A 17,204-nucleotide genomic window follows, 5' to 3' on the forward strand; every position below is an offset into this window, starting at 1 on the left:
ATGCAAAAGATTAATGAAGATGCAAAAAAAAAGATGCAAAAAGCATTTGAAAAATACAAACAGGACAAGAACTCTGTAAAAGAGTTCTATCCTTGCACACAAAAACTTTCAAACTGGCTTAACGAAAAGGCCAAATGATGCAAATACTATGCACTGACCTGTTTGAAAAACAGCTACAGGATATTTTGCAAAAATTCGCAAAAGAAGATTTTATGGCAACAAAAAACTTTAAAATGTATTTGGATACTGTAATAATCAATATTCCGACAAAAGCACAAAAATACAAGCAGTCTGTCTATTTTAATGATGAAAACATAAAAGACCTTGAGCACCAGGGATTTATAATACCGTTTTTCATTGACAAAGCCTCTGAAACCTATCTTGTGCTGGGTATAGTTGAAAAATAATTTTTATTATCTAATAAGTTTATGTTATTCCAAAAATAACCTGTACAAATATTATTTTTAGTTATATATGGAGAGTGTTTCAATAAGTAACCAATTAGTGCATTTTAGGTGCTAATATCACATTTTTGTCTCATTTTTTTGTATAATACCTTTTGCTATGTATTTATAATTTAAGCATACAATGGCATAATACAAATCAGCAATTATTTGTATTGCCTGGAAATTAATGAGATATTAAAAGTATTAAACAGAATAACAACTTACCAAGGAGAACATTGTGGATATAAAAAAATCTCAACAAGATGTAGAGTCTGCTACTGACAACAGTAACGACTCAAGTCTTGGCAGAAGAGACTTTTTCAGAAAAACAGCTGCATTATCTGTAACTGCACTTGCTGGAACTTCTCTGCTGGCATCAGAAGAAGCAGGCGATCCCGCTATTTTAGAACCTACACCGTGGGGAACAAAATGGGGAGATCCTGTAACAAAGAATCTTTACGGAATGCCATCCAAGTATGAGCATAACGTAACAAGAAGATACACGAAGCTCCTTGCTTCGGGTAACTTCAGAGCATCTATTGCGGTTACGCCTTTACAAGAGTCAAGCGGAATCATCACACCAAACGGCCTCTTTTTCAGTCGTTGTCACGGTGGTGTGGCACATATTGACCCGAATGAGCACAGACTTATGATTACCGGTTTGGTTGAAAAACCTCTGGTTCTTACTATGAAGCAGCTGAAGCGCTACCCAAGTGTAACACGTACTCACTTTATTGAGTGTCCTGCAAACGGCGGTCAAGAATGGAGAGGTCCACAATACAACTCTTTACAGTTTGCAAAAGGCTTTATGTCCTGTGCAGAATGGACAGGTGTTTACATTAAAGACATCCTCAAAGACCTGGGTGTAAAAAAAGAGGCACTGTGGATGCTTGCAGAAGGCGGAGACTCCTCAAAAATGGGTCGAACCATTCCAATGGAAAAAGTCTGGGATGATGCCATGATTGTATGGGGCCAAAATGGTGAAGCACTGCGTCCTGAACAAGGATATCCGATTCGTTTACTTGTTCCGGGCTGGGAAGGCAATCTCTGTGTAAAATGGCTAAGACGTTTAGACTTCGCAAGTGAACCTTGGTACTGTAAAGAAGAAACATCTAAATACACAGTCTTGAAACCAACCGGAAAGGCCATCCAACACTTCTATGCAAATGAAGTAAACTCAACAGTAACTTCTCCGTCTCCGGAAATTGACTGGACAGACCTGGAAGATGGTGACATAGTAGAGATAGAAGGTCTTGCATAGTCCGGAATGGGAACAATTACAGGTGTGGATCTCTCTTTTGACGGTGGAAGAAATTATGTTGAAGCAAAACTCAAAGGTTTGGTTCTTCCTAAATGCTGGACACGCTGGAGCTATATGCATACATACAAAAAAGGACAGGAACTCTTCCTTACTTCTCGTGCCAGAGATGATGCAGGATACATCCAACCGACAGTTGACCAGGAAATTCTTACTGTAGGTGTAGAAGCTGTGTACCATAGAAATGCAGTGGAAACATGGAAAGTTGAAAAAGACGGAAAGATAACTCACGTTGAAGTACGTTCTCAATTAGGGCGTAAAGCAAATGGCGAGTTAGTAATAGAAGGAAAAGCGTAATGATGTTTACATTAAATAAAAAATTATTAATTTCAATTTCTACTGCAGCTGTATTGTCACTGGGACTTTCTGCATGTGTGGAAAATGCTTCACCTGCAGGTTCAAATGTGCCTACAAAAGCTTCTATTGACGGTGGAGTAGACTATCCTGTTGTAAACGGAAAAACAGGACCATACTATGTCAATACAAATGCGCATAATGCAGATGTAAAATATGGCCGTACTCCGACAAAAGCGGAATATGATGAGTGGAATTCTGATGTCATGGCTGACGGTACCGGTTTACCGGAAGGTCAGGGAAGTGTAGAAGAAGGCGAAAATATTTATGAAGCAAAATGTGTCATGTGTCATGGTGACTTTGGTTCAGGCGGCGGTGGCTATCCTGCTTTATCCAAAGGAAATGCCTATGAATTGCATAAAACATTAACAAATCAAAGAATCAAACCAGATACTGACGGTCCAGTACGTGTTTTTGGTACATACTGGCCACAGGCAAGTACTCTATGGTGGTACATCAAAGATGCGATGCCTCATCCGTTGACTGACAGTCTCAGTGATGATGAAGTATATGCTTTGGTTGCATATATATTAAATGCCAATGAAATGGAAATAGACGGTGTGGAAGTTGATGATGAGTATGTACTTAATCGTGAAAAATTCCTAAAAATAAAAATGCCAAACAGAGACGGATTTGAACCGGATATCGCTGGTCCGAATGGTCCTGAAAATGTACGTAAGTATTATGCAAATGCAAAAAACTTTGGCGGACAGAAATATGATGTCAAAAACCCTGCATCAAGATGTATGAAAGACTGCCAGGAACCGACTGCGGAAGTTGTTTATATAAAAGGTGCCGGAATCAGTGACTTTCATCCGCCTTTGTCTGCAGTAAGAGATCTTCCAAAAGAGAAAGAAGAGAGCAGTTTTGATGCGAAAAAAGCATATGCTGCAAACTGCGCAATGTGCCATGACACAGGTGCTGCTCCAGCACCTGGGGAGAAGTCCGCATGGGCACCGTTGCTTGTAAAAGGAATGGATAAAGTATATGAAAATGGTTTAAAAGGGACTGATACAGGAATGCCTCCTAAAGGCGGTTCATCACTCTCTGACAAACAATTCAAATCAGTTGTTGACTATATTATCAACCAAAGTAAATAAACAAAAAGGATAAAATGATGGAAAGAAGAAAATTTTTAAGCATGACTTTAGGCGCACTGGCGTTAGCGGTTGTACCGGCAAGTGTAAGAGCAGAAGACTACAGAAAACTCAAACCGACTGTATGGACAGCAAAAACTGTTGATGATGCTATCAAAGCAATGTATGGTTCAAATGCATTAACAATGGAAGGTGTGAAACTTACTGCTCCTGATGTTGCAAGCAACGGTGGTGCAATTCCGGTTGATTTTTCAACTGACAAAGATGTAAAAACAATTTCTGTATTTCAAGATGCAAATCCGGAAGCAGCAGTACTTGTTGTAGAAACAAACAAGTACAGTGTAAACAAATATTCTATTAAAATCAAAATGGCTAAATCCGGTACGATAACAATCGTTGCTGAGGGTAAAGACGGCAAACTATACGCTGCTAAGAAAACTCTTGATGTTGCTCTTGGTGGATGTGAAGGATAATTCCTTCTCATTTTGATACAAAAAAAATAAAATAAATAAGGAAATACAATGGCTGGAATTAAAGTAAAAGCAAAATTAAAAGGCGGTGTTGTTAAAGTTAAAGCAATGGTTAAACATCAAATGATGACTTACAATATGGCAGAAAAGAAAACCGGTAGCAGAGATAACGCAAACTTTGTTACTCATTTAACTGCTACAGTCAATGGTGAGACTGTTTTAGATATGTCTACTTCACAATTCTTATCTAAAAATCCTATTTTCAAATTTCAATTTAAAGGAATTGGTAAAAAAGGTGATAAGGTTGAAATGTTAGCAGTTGACCTTAAAGGTAAAACTTACAAAGGCAAAGGTAAAATTAAATAATTTTACCCTCTTTTTTAAGAGCCAATTACTACATTGGCTCTCATACTCTCAATTTTTTACAACAACTACAACAAATACAAATAATGAGCAAAAACAGATGAAGAAAAACCTGCAGGGTAAAGTTCTGAAATTATTCATCACAAAAAATGATACAGATAAAACAAGAATAAACACCTCTCATATAGATGCCGACGAACACGGAATTCTAAATGACAAATTTTACAATAAAAATGATCAAAGAGCTATTTTAATTACCTCTATCCAAAGCTACAATATGGCATATGATACAAACATAAACCTATCAGACGGAGCACTGGGCGAAAATATTTTAATTGATATCAACCCCTACCATTTAAATACAGGGGAGACCTTTACAATAGGTGATACAACATTGGAAATAACACAAAACTGCACTCTGTGCAAAGGCTTGTCCATCATAAACCCAAAGTTGCCTAAACTGCTAAAAAACGACAGAGGTATATTTGCAAAAATAATAAGTGGTCCTTGCGTAATTAAAGTCGGAGATACAGTAAGTATTTGACTCTATTAATATTATTTATATAACAATAATGATAAAGTTACACAGTATAAATTTAATCCGTATTATGCAATAGAAAACTCAAGGAGACTAAGTGAAAAAGATATACACTCTGATAATGGTTGTTTTAGCAACGCTGTCTATTAACGGCTGTAATGCTACATCTACCGTAACACCTTCCAAACCTGCCCAAACACAGGATGTGCAGGTTTTTACAACACACAATACAAACAAAAAGGTTACTCCCAAAACAATAGAAGCTGCTTTTGATGCCATTGGACTGAGTGTTCCCGGAAACAATGATATGAATAAGCCGTTTAAAACCAGATTTGGTAAAGTGCATTATAAAACTTACAACCTTGCTATGTATATAAACAGCGAACTTACATATAAGATTATCAAGAAGTATCCAAAATTTGGTGCATTGACACCTTTAACTATGTCTATCTGGGAAGACAGAGACGGCAATATGAATATAGCAACCTTGACGCTCAACGGAATGTCAAGAGCGACAGGTATCCCGAAAAATGATCCGGATCTAATAAAATATGCTGCTTTGATACAAACAGGACTGAAAAAAGCAATGCCAGACGGACATTTTAAAGACTTAAATTACACTGTAAAATTTCCAAAAAAATCATTTGCAATTGATATGGCCACAGAAGTAAAGACCGACCTGCCAATGGAAGACTATATAGAAGATTTTGAAGCAGAATTTGAAGGCGAATTAGAACCTTTGGGATTTTTGTTTCCAAACTATACTAATCTGCAAGAAGAAATATTTGATGATTACGATTTTCATGAATATGATTTTTTTCATACATATTCCATTTGCAAATTTGATGTAATATACCCTGTTTCAAAACTTCATCCCGAAGCAGGTGCCTGGGCACCGTGTTCTTTTTATCTTTACAAGAAAAAAAATGAATCAAAGATGTATATGGGATTTTTGGGTGTTGAAAACTGGATAAATACACTCGACATACAAGACGAAGAATCTATCCGTCCGTTAAAAGAGGCCCAGGGGATGATTGTCAAAATTTTAAAAGAAATGACAGAATAATTATTACAACTAAAGGTATTTTATGAATTTAAAAAGTTTTTTACTAGACTACGGAGAAAGAGTTCCGGGTTATGATGTAACCGTCATTAACGAGCGTGAGGCAAGAGCTGCTGCTGGCATACTTGGCTTGCTGGGAATGCTTGTAATTTTTATAGGAATAGGATTTGGACATGTCATCGTAGCAAGAGTCTACTTGACATTTTTGTTTATTGACTTTACAGCAAGGATGATTTCTCCCAAATACTCGCCCTCTTTACTGCTGGGAAAACTGGCTGTACAAAATCAAAAACCGGAATATGTAGGCGGACTCCAAAAACGCTTTGCCTGGACTCTTGGCTGGCTGATATCTTTGCCTATGATGCAATGGTTTGTTCTCAACTGGGATATTACTTTTTACAAAGTACTCATCTGTGTACTGTGCCTTGCATTAATGTTTCTCGAAAGTGCTTTTTCGATATGTGTAGGCTGTATGATTTACAAGTTTATAACAAGAAAAAGTCCAACACTCTGCCCGGGCGGAACCTGTGAAATGCGAATAAAAGAACCTATACAGAGATTTAATCCTATACAAAAAGCAGTAGCAGGTATAACAATCATTGCCCTTATCAGCGGTATTTATCTTGCTTTGGCAAAATTAGAACCAAAGACATTTTTCGGTGCGTTTCTTCATGAAGCCGTCTTAACAAAACAACAACTCCAAAAAGAAGAAGAATTAAAGTATCAAAAAGCAATGGAAAAAGAATTTGGAGATGATGATTTTTAAATATTATTTATAATATTTAATGACACCATCCATTTTTGAACCCATATTGAGCAGTATCATATCAGCTATAACCAAAGCGGCCATTGATTCACATACAACAGTACCGCGAATAGCAACACAAGGATCATGCCTGCCTTTGAGTGAAAAATCAACTTCTTCATTTGCTGTTGTAACAGTATGCTGCTCTTTGAAAATAGATGGCGTTGGTTTAAAATAGACATTAAGCACTATATCTTCCCCGTTACTGATACCACCGAGTATTCCACCCGAATGATTGGATTCAAATCCATTTGCACGTATCTGATCATTGTTTTGAGAACCGTGTACCTTGGCACTCAATACACCATCTCCAATCTCAACAGCTTTTACAGCATTAATACCCATCATAGCATCCGCTAAAACAGCGTCTAGTTTATAGTAAAGAGGCTGCCCCAAACCTACGGGTGTGCCTTTGATGACTACACGCGAAACACCGCCGACAGAATCATGCTCCTCTTTTGCTTTAAGTATTGCTGCTTTTTGTGCTTCTTCTTTATTGGCATCAAGTGCATAAATTACACTTTTCTTCGCACCTTCATAATTAAAATCTTCTGCCTGTATGCCTGCAACTTCACTGATACCGCTAAGCACTGTAATACCAAGCTTTTGAAGCATTAGTTTTGCAATAGCCCCTGCTGCTACTCTTGCAGCAGTCTCTCTCGCAGAACTGCGCCCCCCGCCTCTGTAGTCTCGTATACCATATTTGTGAAAATAGGTAAAATCTGCATGCCCGGGACGAAACACATCTTTTATATTTGTATAGTCTTTGGATTTTTGGTTTGTATTGTATATAACCATTGCAATTGGAGTACCTGTACTTTTTCCCTCAAACACACCGCTTAAGATTTCAACCTTGTCTGCTTCTTTTCTGGCAGTTTCAAATTTACTCTTTCCGGGTTTTCTTCTGTCAAGTTCACTTTGAATATATTCTTCATCAATATTCAAGCCCGCCGGAACACCATCCAAAAGGCAGCCTAATGCTTTTCCGTGAGACTCACCAAATGTTGAAAATCGTAATTTCATTCCAAAACTGTTCACTTTTTTTCCTTATTTAACATATCTACAGCAACTCTCGCTGCCTCTTGTTGTGCAATTTTTTTACTCTTTCCCTTTGCTCTGGCATACTCCTTGTCTTCTATAAATACACCCACTTCAAATTCTTTTTGATGATCAGGACCACGTGATGCCAAAACTTTATACTCCGGCGTTATCCCGAAGCGGGCCTGTGTCAATTCCTGAAGTGTTGTTTTAAAATCACGGAACAAAGAATCCAAAGAGATCTCATCATGATTTTTTTCTATTAAATCAATGGCTATTCTTCGTACTTCTGCCAAACCGGCTTCCAAATATATTGCACCCATTATAGCTTCAAAAGCATTTGAAAGCAGAGAAGATTTTTCGCGTCCGCCATTATTGTCTTCAGCATTTGAAAGCAGTATATAATCACCCAGATTCAAAGCCCGTGCCAGTTTGTCAAAACCTGTTTCATTGACCAGTGATGCTCGGATTTTGGAGAGTTTTCCTTCATCAGATGTCCGAAACTTTTTAAAAAGATACTCTCCGACCACAAGGTCCAATACGGCATCACCCAAAAATTCCAATCGCTCATTATCGTAGGGCTGCTTATAGCTTTTATGTGTCAGCGCTTCGATAATGAGCTTTTTGTCACGAAACTCATATCCTAATTTTTCTTCCAATGTCTTTATATTTTTATGCATAAATACCTTCTCCTCATTGTGTTAAAGCCTCTTTGGCTTTTTGCGCCGCTTCTTTTGCCAATACATCGCATCGCTCATTTTCTTCATGACCGTCATGTCCCCGTACCCATATGGCATGAATCTTATGCGGTTTTGCCACTTCTATGTATTCTTTCCATAAATCAGGGTTCTTTACTTTTTTAAAATCTCTTTTAATCCAGTTTTGCAACCACTCATTGATTCCTTTCACCACATAAGAGGAGTCAGAAATTATATCGACCTCACAAGGCTCCTTTAGAGCACGAAGCCCTTCTATTGCACCTTTGAGTTCCATTCTGTTATTTGTAGTATGGAGTTCCGAGCCCCAAAGCTCTTTTTCACTTTTACCATATCGCAAAATAACACCATAACCTCCAGGACCTGGATTTCCCAAGGCACTGCCGTCACTGAAAAGAGTTATTTTCTTCACTGAATTCCTTAGCGTAATCTTTACTTAAACTGTACTCCACTCTTGCTGTATCTATCGCATGACATGAACTGCAACGGCTGAAAGCAAAAGGATATGTCCCTTTACAGTTATCACACACATATTCAAAACTGAGTGTTGCATTTGATTTTCCCTCAAGTTTTATCAACACATCAAGCTCAAATATACTGCTGTTGTATGCAAGTTTCACATCACCTCTTGCAGTATAAAGTTCCCGCAGATAGCCATTGTCTGTAATTATATCCAAATTCAAATCTTTTGAATCACATCGCCAGAAGAGTTCTGTCAAAAGTTCGCTTTTAGAGATGTCAATATTTTTCCAGGCAAGTTGCGGATCTACCTGAAAAATATAATCAAATATCAAATAAGCCAGACGATGAGCATTTTTATATATCTCCAACAACTTCTGGACTTTTTCTTCTTTTGTCATATTCGGCGAATCAAGAGCTTCCAAAACATGCAGGTATGCACGTTCAAGAATAACATCTTCTTGAAGTTCATCCAACGGCTCTAAAACTTCCAAAGCGGATTTATAATCTTTCATGTACTCATACACAAGAAGCAAATAATGCAAAGCTTCCGGTGTACGGGGATTCTTTTTCAGAATTTCTAAAAAAACCTGCTTGGAACGTTCTAAAAATCCTGCTTTAAAATATGTTTTTCCAAGTAAGAACATTGTTTCTCTCGTATTTCTTTTATTTCCGAGTTTTAATATTTCATTATATATCTCTATACTTTTTTCATAATCACCGTTTTTATAGTATGCACTCGCAAGAAGCAGCCATGATTTTTCTGACAGCCCTCCTTCAGCTATTAAAATTTTCAATTCGTTATGTGATGGTAAGGTACGAAACTGTTCCAAAAATTTACTTATTTGTTTAGAGTCCTCTTTTCTTTTATATCTCCCCCACCAATAAGAAAAAAAAGTAATTATAAATATAATGGTAAAGAAAATAATAATGGAAAAAAGAGGGTCTCGAAACTCTATAAAAAAAGTATTCATGAATTATATACCACCAATCCGTAATCATTTTTCAAATTATAAAATATTGCATCCGAAGATATTTCCAAATCTTTGATTTTCCCTAACTGTACAATGGAATTTTTGTTCACTTTAATTCCATATTCTCTGAAAAATCTTTTTACATTTACAAATTTTACATCTTCGACAAACTTATACTCAAACTCTGTATGAAGTGCCATTTTATCACTTACGAACAAGTGTTCATTTACATGTAACTGATCTGATGCATATTTAATTGGCAAATACCCCGAAAGATCTGTTAGAATATTTTCAACATGTTCATGTTTTTTTGGAAGTGTCTGTTTTTGAATAAAAATATATTTATTATTCAATTTTAACGTTGGAGTGTTTTTCCAATATTTATAGGCAGGATTAGAAATCCCCAGTTTTACATAAACCTCTTTCCAAAGCCAAAAAGAGTTTAATGTATTTGGAATATATGACAAAATTAAACTCCTTGTGAACTAGTATAAATATTATATAATATTTATTTAAATAAGTATATTAAGAAGCTTCATTGCCAAAGCTGCAACAGCTGCTAAAGAGCAGCTGTTACAAACTTAGTCACCACAAAACCGCCTATAACCAGCCATGCAAACATCGCACCGGCAGTATACAGCGGTGCCAAACCAAGCCCTTTGAATTTGGAAAAGATTGTTCCCATACCCAGTGCTGTCATTGCCATCGTTAAAAGAAAAGTATCAATTGTATTGATAGTATCAACAATAGTATGCGGTACCAAATCTAAAGAGTTAAATCCGGCCATACCTATAAAATATACTGCAAACCAAGGGATAACAAGCTGTAATTTACCGCCAGATTTTCCCTCTTTTTTTGCCTGCATAGACAAATAAATTCCCAAAACAATAAGCATTGGTGCAATCATAATAACACGAGTCATTTTAACAATCACTGCAGAGTTTGCCATAATTTCAGGTGCACCTGGAATAGAAGCAGGCACGGCTACAACCTGTGCCACTTCATGAATAGTTCCACCCGTATAGATACCAAACTGTTCCGGAGTCATATGCAAAAATCCTGTTGCCGGCTCAATAATTGATGCATACAAAACAGGATACAAAAACATAGAAATTGTACCAAAGAGCACAACCATTGAAACCGCTACTGCAGTTTTATACCCTTCTGCTTTTAAAACAGGTTCTGTTGCAAGAACTGCTGCAGCACCACAGACAGAGGCACCTGCTGCTGTAAGCATTGATGTGTCTTTATCCATCTTAAACGCTTTTATACCTAAATATGTTCCCAGTAAAAAAGTCGTGGAAAGCATAATAAGTGAAACGGTAAAACCACTGAGCCCCACATCCATAATCTGCTGAAATGTTATACGAAAACCATAAAATACGATTGCAAAACGAAGAATCTTTTTGCCTGAAAACGTAATACCGGTTCCCCAGGCACTCGGAATATGGTTATGTAAAGTATTTGCATAAAAAATACCTAATACTATACCGATAACAAGAGGAGAGATGCCAAGTGATTTGACAAATGCAATTTGCGCTATTGATGTTGCAGCAGCTGCAAAAATTGCAACAAAGATGATACCTGAAACAGTACCTTTTCTATTTTCTTTTGAGAATGCCATAGTTATTACCTTTTATTATAAATTTATAAATAGAGGCGAATTATAGCAAATTTTATGCTGATGAGAAAACAAATTATTTATTTGCGAAGAATTTGATAGAAATCACACCATGGTGTGATTTCTTATTATTAAATTTATTTTGAGTCTAAAAGAACATTCTCTTTAGGAAAGACGAAAATTGTATGTCTCATTACAGAAATAAGTTTGCTAGGCTTTCCGTCTTTATCCAAAGCATATGCATGAATAGTAATAGGAATAATAGTATCCTTGCGTTTGTCATCAACCAACATCTCTGTTGTTCTAAGTGTTACAATTTTTTTCTTTTTAACACCAGGTACCACTCTGAAAGGTTTTGACGGTTTTACTATTTGAATTTTCCCTTCCATTCCTTTTGGAGGAATAACTTCAAAGAAAAATTTCATTGGTTCATTCTCAGTATTTTGCAATAAAAAGACATAAGAGTTTTCAACTGCAAATTTATTATTTGCAAGATGTTTGACAGAATAAAGTCTTGTCTCTTTATTGATATTTAACAGCATATGCTCTTTTGTCGTACTCATATATCCAAGTGCAAACATAAGACCCACAAGTAAAACCATATATGCTATGATTTTTGGACGGAAATATTTTGTTTTTCCCTTTTTCTCAGCAATCTCATACTCACTTGACCATGTCACGAGTGATGGTTTTCCAAGTTTACCCATAACTGTTGTACAGGCATCAACACATTCCAGACAGTTTATACATTCAAGTTGCAGTCCCTCACGTATATCAATATGAGTAGGACAGACTGTTACACATTTTTCACATGTCGTACATTCGGCATTTGGTTCTGCTGCTTGCAACTCTTTTTGTTTTTCAAATTTTTTATGGTGATGCTCGTCATAGATATGTCCGCCTCTGTTAAAGTCATAAATCGCCATAACTGTGTGTTCATCATAGAGTACTGACTGTACACGGGAATATGGACAGACATAAATACAAAAATTTTCTTTTAAAAATACAATGTCATAAATCAAAAATGCTGCAATCCCTACAACAAAACCAATCATCGTCAAATGCTCTCCAGGATTACTTAAATACTGAAAAAAGGTCTCCGGTGGAACGAAATACCACATAAAATCGGCTCCTGCAATCAATGCAAGCACAGTCCATATCATAACAGCTATCGCTTTTTTTACTTTGTTTTCAGGTTTTGACATATCCGGTTCTTGCTGCTTGTTTCCGATACGTTTTCGTAAATGCAATAATTTTGTTTCAATCAAGTCACGATAAATGACACGAAACACAGTTTGCGGACATACCCATCCACAAAAAACACGACCGCCTAAAACTGTCATACCAAATATAGTAATAAAAAGAAGCATCAATAAAAATGGCATCAAATACAATTCTTGCATATCAAACTGCACAAAAGCAAGGTCCAGTTTCATTTTGTCAAAACTCAATAAAAAGAAGTGGTGTCCATTGACTTTAATCCATGGCAGCACCAAAGCTACTATTGTCGCCAACGCATAAACATAATAGCGTTTAATTCTCCAAGGGGTAGGTATCTCTATACTTTTTTTCTTTTCACTCATCTATTTCTCCTATTAAATTAATCTGGACATACTATTGTATTAATAACCTGAGCTTCGGCATCTTCTTGAGTATGCGTCAGCAACGAACCCGAAGCTATCTGTTTTAACTCTCTTGATTCAATGTAATCTTTTAGTGAACTTCTACTGACATTTAAAAGACGTGCCATTTCACTTACACTTTTTTTCTCTCTTATATACTCTATAATCTCATTTAAATAAATATCAAACTTAGAACTGGATCTGCTTCCTTTTGGTCTCCCTATCATTCTTTTAGCATCATTTTTCAATTTTTGCCGGAGTTGATCCATAAGCCCTAAAATCAACATTGCACTACTCTCTTGTGAAATTATAACAGAGTGTTTTATAATATGCACTTTATATTTATTTTTCAACAAACAACTTACCATTTGAATTAAATCTTCCATATTTGTAGTTAAAACCCAAACATCATATATAAGCAGTATAGCTTCTTCTTTAGATTGAAAATAAGATGTTACATTTATGCGATCTTCCAAACGTTTATTTTGCGATATGTAATCTACAAATTCATCATCAACAACAAGATTATTAGTCGTTGTGTAAGAATTTATATATTTCAACTGTTCATGTGCAGATAAAAAATTTTTATCCGGACGGATATAGGCAATAGTCATTTAACGATTAAACCTCTCTAATAATTGATTTTCATCGTCATTATACACTTATTTGACGATAAAAGTCAATATTTTTTTTTATTATTTCGTCATTTTAGCATTTCTCGAACTTAAAAAGTGAAATTTAGACTGATAATACAGCAAATTTTATATCCAATAATGTTAAAATAATAAAATATTTAAATAAAAAGATTTTATATATGACAACAAAACAATACATCTTGGAAACTATCAAAAAACGCCCGCTTATCATCGATGGGGCAATGGGTACACAACTCCAGCAACGTGATGATCAAATTCCAAAAGAGGCATGGGAAGGGAATGAGGGATGCAATGAACTCTTAAATGTTACAGCTCCTGAAATTATGAATGATATCTTTCATGCCTATCTGACTGCCGGGGCTGATTTCATCACAACCAATACCTTTGGTTCTTTTTCCTGGGTTTTGGATGAATACAACATCGGCCACCGTGCGTATGAACTGACACGTGCCGGAGCCGAACTTGTCAAAAAACAGTGTGAAGCTTTTTCAACACCCGAACATCCCCGTTTTTGTCTTGGTTCTATCGGACCGGGAACAAAGCTCCCCTCACTCGGACATATCACCTATGATGAAATGTATGCAGGCTATACTGAATTTTGTATCGCGCTTATAGACGGCGGTGTGGATGTTTTTCTCATTGAAACTGCCCAGGACCCGCTGCAGATAAAGGCTGCTTTGCATGCCATTCAGGAAGCCTGCAGACAAAAAGAGGTCGAAATCCCCATCATGGTTTCTGTGACCATCGAACTCAGCGGAACAATGCTTATAGGAACAGATGCCGAAACCATTGCCACCATTATGGAGCCTTTTGATATTCTCTCTCTTGGTTTCAACTGTGGAACAGGACCTGAGCAGGTACTCAAACATGTCAAAACACTCAGTGAACTCTGGGGCAAACCAATCAGTGTGCATGCCAATGCCGGTCTGCCGCAAAACCGCGGAGGCTATACATACTACCCGATGGGACCTGATGAATTTGTAGCACAACAGGAGAAATTTTTAGAGTATGACGGCGTAAGCTTTTTAGGCGGCTGCTGCGGAACGACACCGCAACATATTCGCGCACTTGTCGACAAGGTCTCGAGTGTTGTTCCAAAACCGCCATCAGGTTCACAGCAAAACTCTATCGCGTCACTCTTTAATACCGTACCGCTTATGCAGGAACCCGCACCGCTGCTTGTAGGTGAGCGTTCCAATGCAACCGGTTCAAAAGCATTTCGCGAACTGCTTTTAGCAGAAGATTATGAAGGAACACTTTCGGTTGCACAGCAACAGGTACGTGCAGGTGCGCATGTGCTTGATGTCAATGTCGGTTTTGCCGGACGTGATGAAACAAAAGATATGACAGAAGTCATGGCAATGTATGCCCAAAAAATTGCCCTGCCGCTTATGCCCGATTCTACCCAGACAAAGGGGCTTGAGACTGCCCTCAAACATATCGGAGGCAAGCCGATTCTCAACTCTGTGAACCTCGAAGACGGTGAACCGAAATTTGATGCGGTCTGCCAGTTGGCAAAAAAATTCGGAGCCAGTCTTGTCTGTCTGACGATTGATGAAAAAGGGATGGCAAAAACCGTTAAAGACAAAATCAGAGTAGCAGAGCGCATTATCGACCTCGCAACAAACCGTCACGGCATCAAAAAAGAAGATCTGGTTTTTGATGTACTCACTTTTACTTTGGGTTCCGGAGATGAAGAGTATTTTGATGCAGGGATTAACACTATTGAGGCAATTCGCCAGCTTCGACAAAAACATCCCGAAGTCGGAGCCATCCTGGGGCTTTCAAATATCTCCTTTGGACTGGACAAAGATGCAAGACCCTATTTGAACTCTATGTTTTTGCATCATTGTGTTGAGGCGGGACTGACTTCTGTTATTATCAATGTAAAGCATATTATTCCCCTGAACAAGATTCCCAAAGAAGATCAGGAAATTTGTGATGATTTGATTTTTAACCGCAAACCAAACGGCGAAGCGCTCTTTACTTTTATAGAACATTTCTCCTCCAAAGAAGCAGTTGACAATGATGCGGTAGATGAAGCCTATCTCAAAATGAGCGATGAAGAGAAGATAGCCAAACTGCTGATGGACGGGGACAAAGACAGAATGATTCCCCTTGTGGAAGAGGCTCGTCACAAAATTGCTCCTGAAAAAATCGTCAATGAAATTCTTATAGATGCCATGAAAGTTGTCGGCGAACTTTTCGGTTCAGGACAGATGCAGCTCCCTTTTGTGCTCCAATCGGCGGAGACAATGAAAAAGGCCGTTGACCATCTCAAACCCTATCTGCCAAAAATTGAAAAAGAGACTGATACCACACTGATACTGGGAACCGTCAAAGGAGATGTTCATGATGTCGGCAAAAACCTTGTCGATATCATTCTCTCCAACAACGGCTACAAGGTCATCAATCTTGGTATAAAAGTAGAACTTGACAACTTTCTTGAAACATTGGAAAAGTCAAACGCACAGGCTCTTGGTATGAGCGGTCTTTTGGTAAAATCAACACAGGTGATGCTTGAAAACTTAAATATTTTACAGGACAAAGGTATTAAAATTCCGATTCTTTTGGGTGGTGCGGCACTAACACGTGCTTTTATAGATGACTTTTGCCGACCTGCATATGATGGACCTATCTTTTACTGTAAAGATGCTTTTGACGGCGTTACCGCTATGAGCCGTATAGAAGCGGGTAATTTTGATACCAATCTGCATCCTGATGCACCTGAAATAGAGCGTAAAGAAGTCAAAGAGGTTATTATCCCGCCGTTGTCTGAAATAAAAATGCCTTCACGGGATGTGCCCGTACCGACACCACCGTTTTGGGGCAGACGCGAAATTAAACTTACCTCGCAGCAAATTGAAATGGCTTTTGAATGGATAAACCATAAAATACTTTTCAAATCCCGCTGGGGCTACTCTTCAAAAGGCATGAGCAAAGAAGCCTATCAAAAACAGCTTGACGAAGTCGTTTGGCCTGCCTATGAAAAACTCAAAAAGCGTTTTATTGAAGAAAAACTTTTTGAGCCGACCATACTCTACGGCTACTGGCCATGCAGAAGTGATGATACCTCCCTTTTGATTTTTGATGAAAGCGAAGGCTGGTTCAAAGAAGAAGATATCAACCGCGAACCGCTTGAACACATCATAGGACGTGCCAAAGAAGTTTTTACCTTTCCCCGTCAGCGAAAAAAGCCCCACCGCGCACTCAGTGACTTCTTTCATAATGACAGACATGATGTCATCGCACTTACCTGTGTGAGTGCCGGCAGTAAAATCAGTGATGCGGAGCGCGAAATATATGACAGAGGCGATTATACGGAGTATTACCAGTTTCACGGACTGGGGGTTGAACTTGCTGAAGCCCTTGCCGAAATTGCCCATAAACAAATACGCCTTGATCTCAACATTGCAAAAGATGAAGGAAACACTCTCGCCGATGTACGCATGAACAGATATCAGGGAAGCCGCTACTCTTTTGGCTATGCGGCCTGCCCTGACTTGGAGCTCAACCGTCCTTTGTTTAATCTTTTAAAACCGGAAGAGTTTGGAATTGAACTGAGTGAAACATTTCAAATACACCCCGAGCAGTCAACTTCGGCACTTGTTGTATACCATCCTGAGGCTACATATTACAATGTGTAGCCGACAGGTATTTTTGT

19 protein-coding genes are annotated in these 17,204 nt (G+C 37.8%); 11 read left to right on the top strand and 8 right to left on the bottom strand.

What is annotated here, in order from left to right:
* From MLC44_RS12915 to MLC44_RS12960, 10 genes are all read left to right on the top strand, one after another.
* On the top strand, nucleotides 1-138 hold the full coding sequence (locus MLC44_RS12915; RefSeq protein ID WP_188110006.1) for a hypothetical protein: 138 nt from the start codon (nucleotides 1-3) through the stop codon (nucleotides 136-138).
* Nucleotides 138-407, top strand: coding sequence for a hypothetical protein (locus MLC44_RS12920; protein WP_151899304.1), 270 nt, complete (start codon nucleotides 138-140; stop codon nucleotides 405-407). Before MLC44_RS12915 ends, MLC44_RS12920 begins: the two co-directional genes overlap by 1 nt.
* A gap of 277 nt (nucleotides 408-684) precedes the next feature.
* Nucleotides 685-1,707, top strand: a complete 1,023-nt coding sequence (gene soxC / locus MLC44_RS12925) for a sulfite dehydrogenase (protein WP_434657713.1) — start codon at nucleotides 685-687, stop codon at nucleotides 1,705-1,707.
* Between the two features lie 6 nt (nucleotides 1,708-1,713).
* Nucleotides 1,714-2,061 (top strand): hypothetical protein, encoded by a 348-nt coding sequence (locus MLC44_RS12930; protein ID WP_434657716.1) that lies wholly within the window; start codon nucleotides 1,714-1,716, stop codon nucleotides 2,059-2,061.
* Nucleotides 2,061-3,218 (top strand): c-type cytochrome, encoded by a 1,158-nt coding sequence (locus MLC44_RS12935; protein WP_434657719.1) that lies wholly within the window; start codon nucleotides 2,061-2,063, stop codon nucleotides 3,216-3,218. The genes MLC44_RS12930 and MLC44_RS12935 overlap by 1 nt, the downstream gene beginning before the upstream one ends.
* Nucleotides 3,219-3,235: 17 nt before the next feature.
* Complete coding sequence (locus MLC44_RS12940) at nucleotides 3,236-3,688, top strand: thiosulfate oxidation carrier protein SoxY (RefSeq protein ID WP_188110005.1); 453 nt, start codon at nucleotides 3,236-3,238, stop codon at nucleotides 3,686-3,688.
* Nucleotides 3,689-3,736: 48 nt separating this feature from the next.
* Nucleotides 3,737-4,051, top strand: a complete 315-nt coding sequence (soxZ, locus tag MLC44_RS12945) for a thiosulfate oxidation carrier complex protein SoxZ (protein ID WP_434657722.1) — start codon at nucleotides 3,737-3,739, stop codon at nucleotides 4,049-4,051.
* Between the two features lie 97 nt (nucleotides 4,052-4,148).
* The gene (locus tag MLC44_RS12950) at nucleotides 4,149-4,592 is read left to right on the top strand and encodes an MOSC domain-containing protein (RefSeq protein ID WP_151899301.1); all 444 of its coding nucleotides are present in this window, start codon (nucleotides 4,149-4,151) and stop codon (nucleotides 4,590-4,592) included.
* Between the two features lie 91 nt (nucleotides 4,593-4,683).
* On the top strand, nucleotides 4,684-5,652 hold the full coding sequence (locus tag MLC44_RS12955; RefSeq protein ID WP_434657725.1) for a hypothetical protein: 969 nt from the start codon (nucleotides 4,684-4,686) through the stop codon (nucleotides 5,650-5,652).
* A 22-nt stretch (nucleotides 5,653-5,674) separates the two neighbouring features.
* Nucleotides 5,675-6,415 (top strand): DUF4395 domain-containing protein, encoded by a 741-nt coding sequence (locus tag MLC44_RS12960; protein ID WP_193150735.1) that lies wholly within the window; start codon nucleotides 5,675-5,677, stop codon nucleotides 6,413-6,415.
* A gap of 3 nt (nucleotides 6,416-6,418) precedes the next feature.
* Here MLC44_RS12960 and aroC read toward each other — a convergent pair whose 3' ends face one another.
* The 8 genes from aroC to MLC44_RS13000 form a co-directional block, all read right to left on the bottom strand.
* Entirely contained in the window at nucleotides 6,419-7,492 is a 1,074-nt protein-coding gene (gene aroC / locus MLC44_RS12965; protein ID WP_434657728.1) for a chorismate synthase, read from the bottom strand.
* Nucleotides 7,489-8,172, bottom strand: coding sequence for a ribonuclease III (gene rnc / locus MLC44_RS12970; RefSeq protein WP_151899297.1), 684 nt, complete (start codon nucleotides 8,170-8,172; stop codon nucleotides 7,489-7,491). The genes aroC and rnc overlap by 4 nt, the downstream gene beginning before the upstream one ends.
* 13 nt (nucleotides 8,173-8,185) lie before the next feature.
* Nucleotides 8,186-8,620, bottom strand: a complete 435-nt coding sequence (gene rnhA / locus MLC44_RS12975; RefSeq protein WP_151899296.1) for a ribonuclease HI — start codon at nucleotides 8,618-8,620, stop codon at nucleotides 8,186-8,188.
* Nucleotides 8,595-9,641: a tetratricopeptide repeat protein gene (locus tag MLC44_RS12980; RefSeq protein WP_418640812.1), complete on the bottom strand. Its 1,047-nt coding sequence runs from the start codon at nucleotides 9,639-9,641 to the stop codon at nucleotides 8,595-8,597. The genes rnhA and MLC44_RS12980 overlap by 26 nt, the downstream gene beginning before the upstream one ends.
* The gene (locus MLC44_RS12985; protein WP_151899294.1) at nucleotides 9,638-10,108 is read right to left on the bottom strand and encodes a hypothetical protein; all 471 of its coding nucleotides are present in this window, start codon (nucleotides 10,106-10,108) and stop codon (nucleotides 9,638-9,640) included. The genes MLC44_RS12980 and MLC44_RS12985 overlap by 4 nt, the downstream gene beginning before the upstream one ends.
* Nucleotides 10,109-10,200: 92 nt before the next feature.
* Complete coding sequence (locus MLC44_RS12990; protein WP_151899293.1) at nucleotides 10,201-11,265, bottom strand: YeiH family protein; 1,065 nt, start codon at nucleotides 11,263-11,265, stop codon at nucleotides 10,201-10,203.
* Nucleotides 11,266-11,399: 134 nt separating this feature from the next.
* Entirely contained in the window at nucleotides 11,400-12,845 is a 1,446-nt protein-coding gene (gene ccoG, locus MLC44_RS12995; protein WP_151899292.1) for a cytochrome c oxidase accessory protein CcoG, read from the bottom strand.
* A gap of 17 nt (nucleotides 12,846-12,862) precedes the next feature.
* Nucleotides 12,863-13,498, bottom strand: a complete 636-nt coding sequence (locus tag MLC44_RS13000) for a recombinase family protein (protein WP_151899291.1) — start codon at nucleotides 13,496-13,498, stop codon at nucleotides 12,863-12,865.
* A gap of 200 nt (nucleotides 13,499-13,698) precedes the next feature.
* Here MLC44_RS13000 and metH point away from each other — a divergent pair, with 200 nt between their 5' ends.
* Nucleotides 13,699-17,187 carry a methionine synthase gene (gene metH / locus MLC44_RS13005; protein WP_434657732.1) on the top strand — a complete coding sequence of 1,163 codons (3,489 nt, stop codon included), beginning with the start codon at nucleotides 13,699-13,701 and terminating at the stop codon, nucleotides 17,185-17,187.
* Nucleotides 17,188-17,204 lie beyond the last annotated feature (17 nt).

Source organism: Sulfurimonas sp. NW9 (assembly GCF_051132275.1).
Taxonomy (GTDB): domain Bacteria; phylum Campylobacterota; class Campylobacteria; order Campylobacterales; family Sulfurimonadaceae; genus Sulfurimonas; species Sulfurimonas hydrogeniphila.

Bases quoted from the DNA above. Each gene is read 5' to 3' on its own strand.
- MLC44_RS12915 (WP_188110006.1), top strand. From the start codon at position 1: ATGCAAAAGATTAATGAAGATGCAAAAAAAAAGATGCAAAAAGCATTT.
- metH (WP_434657732.1), top strand. From the start codon at position 13,699: ATGACAACAAAACAATACATCTTGGAAACTATCAAAAAACGCCCGCTT.
- MLC44_RS12935 (WP_434657719.1), top strand. From the start codon at position 2,061: ATGATGTTTACATTAAATAAAAAATTATTAATTTCAATTTCTACTGCA.
- MLC44_RS12940 (WP_188110005.1), top strand. From the start codon at position 3,236: ATGGAAAGAAGAAAATTTTTAAGCATGACTTTAGGCGCACTGGCGTTA.
- MLC44_RS12920 (WP_151899304.1), top strand. From the start codon at position 138: ATGCAAATACTATGCACTGACCTGTTTGAAAAACAGCTACAGGATATT.
- MLC44_RS13000 (WP_151899291.1), bottom strand. From the start codon at position 13,498: ATGACTATTGCCTATATCCGTCCGGATAAAAATTTTTTATCTGCACAT.
- MLC44_RS12950 (WP_151899301.1), top strand. From the start codon at position 4,149: ATGAAGAAAAACCTGCAGGGTAAAGTTCTGAAATTATTCATCACAAAA.
- rnc (WP_151899297.1), bottom strand. From the start codon at position 8,172: ATGCATAAAAATATAAAGACATTGGAAGAAAAATTAGGATATGAGTTT.
- ccoG (WP_151899292.1), bottom strand. From the start codon at position 12,845: ATGAGTGAAAAGAAAAAAAGTATAGAGATACCTACCCCTTGGAGAATT.
- MLC44_RS12990 (WP_151899293.1), bottom strand. From the start codon at position 11,265: ATGGCATTCTCAAAAGAAAATAGAAAAGGTACTGTTTCAGGTATCATC.
- MLC44_RS12960 (WP_193150735.1), top strand. From the start codon at position 5,675: ATGAATTTAAAAAGTTTTTTACTAGACTACGGAGAAAGAGTTCCGGGT.
- soxZ (WP_434657722.1), top strand. From the start codon at position 3,737: ATGGCTGGAATTAAAGTAAAAGCAAAATTAAAAGGCGGTGTTGTTAAA.
- MLC44_RS12930 (WP_434657716.1), top strand. From the start codon at position 1,714: ATGGGAACAATTACAGGTGTGGATCTCTCTTTTGACGGTGGAAGAAAT.
- MLC44_RS12980 (WP_418640812.1), bottom strand. From the start codon at position 9,641: ATGAATACTTTTTTTATAGAGTTTCGAGACCCTCTTTTTTCCATTATT.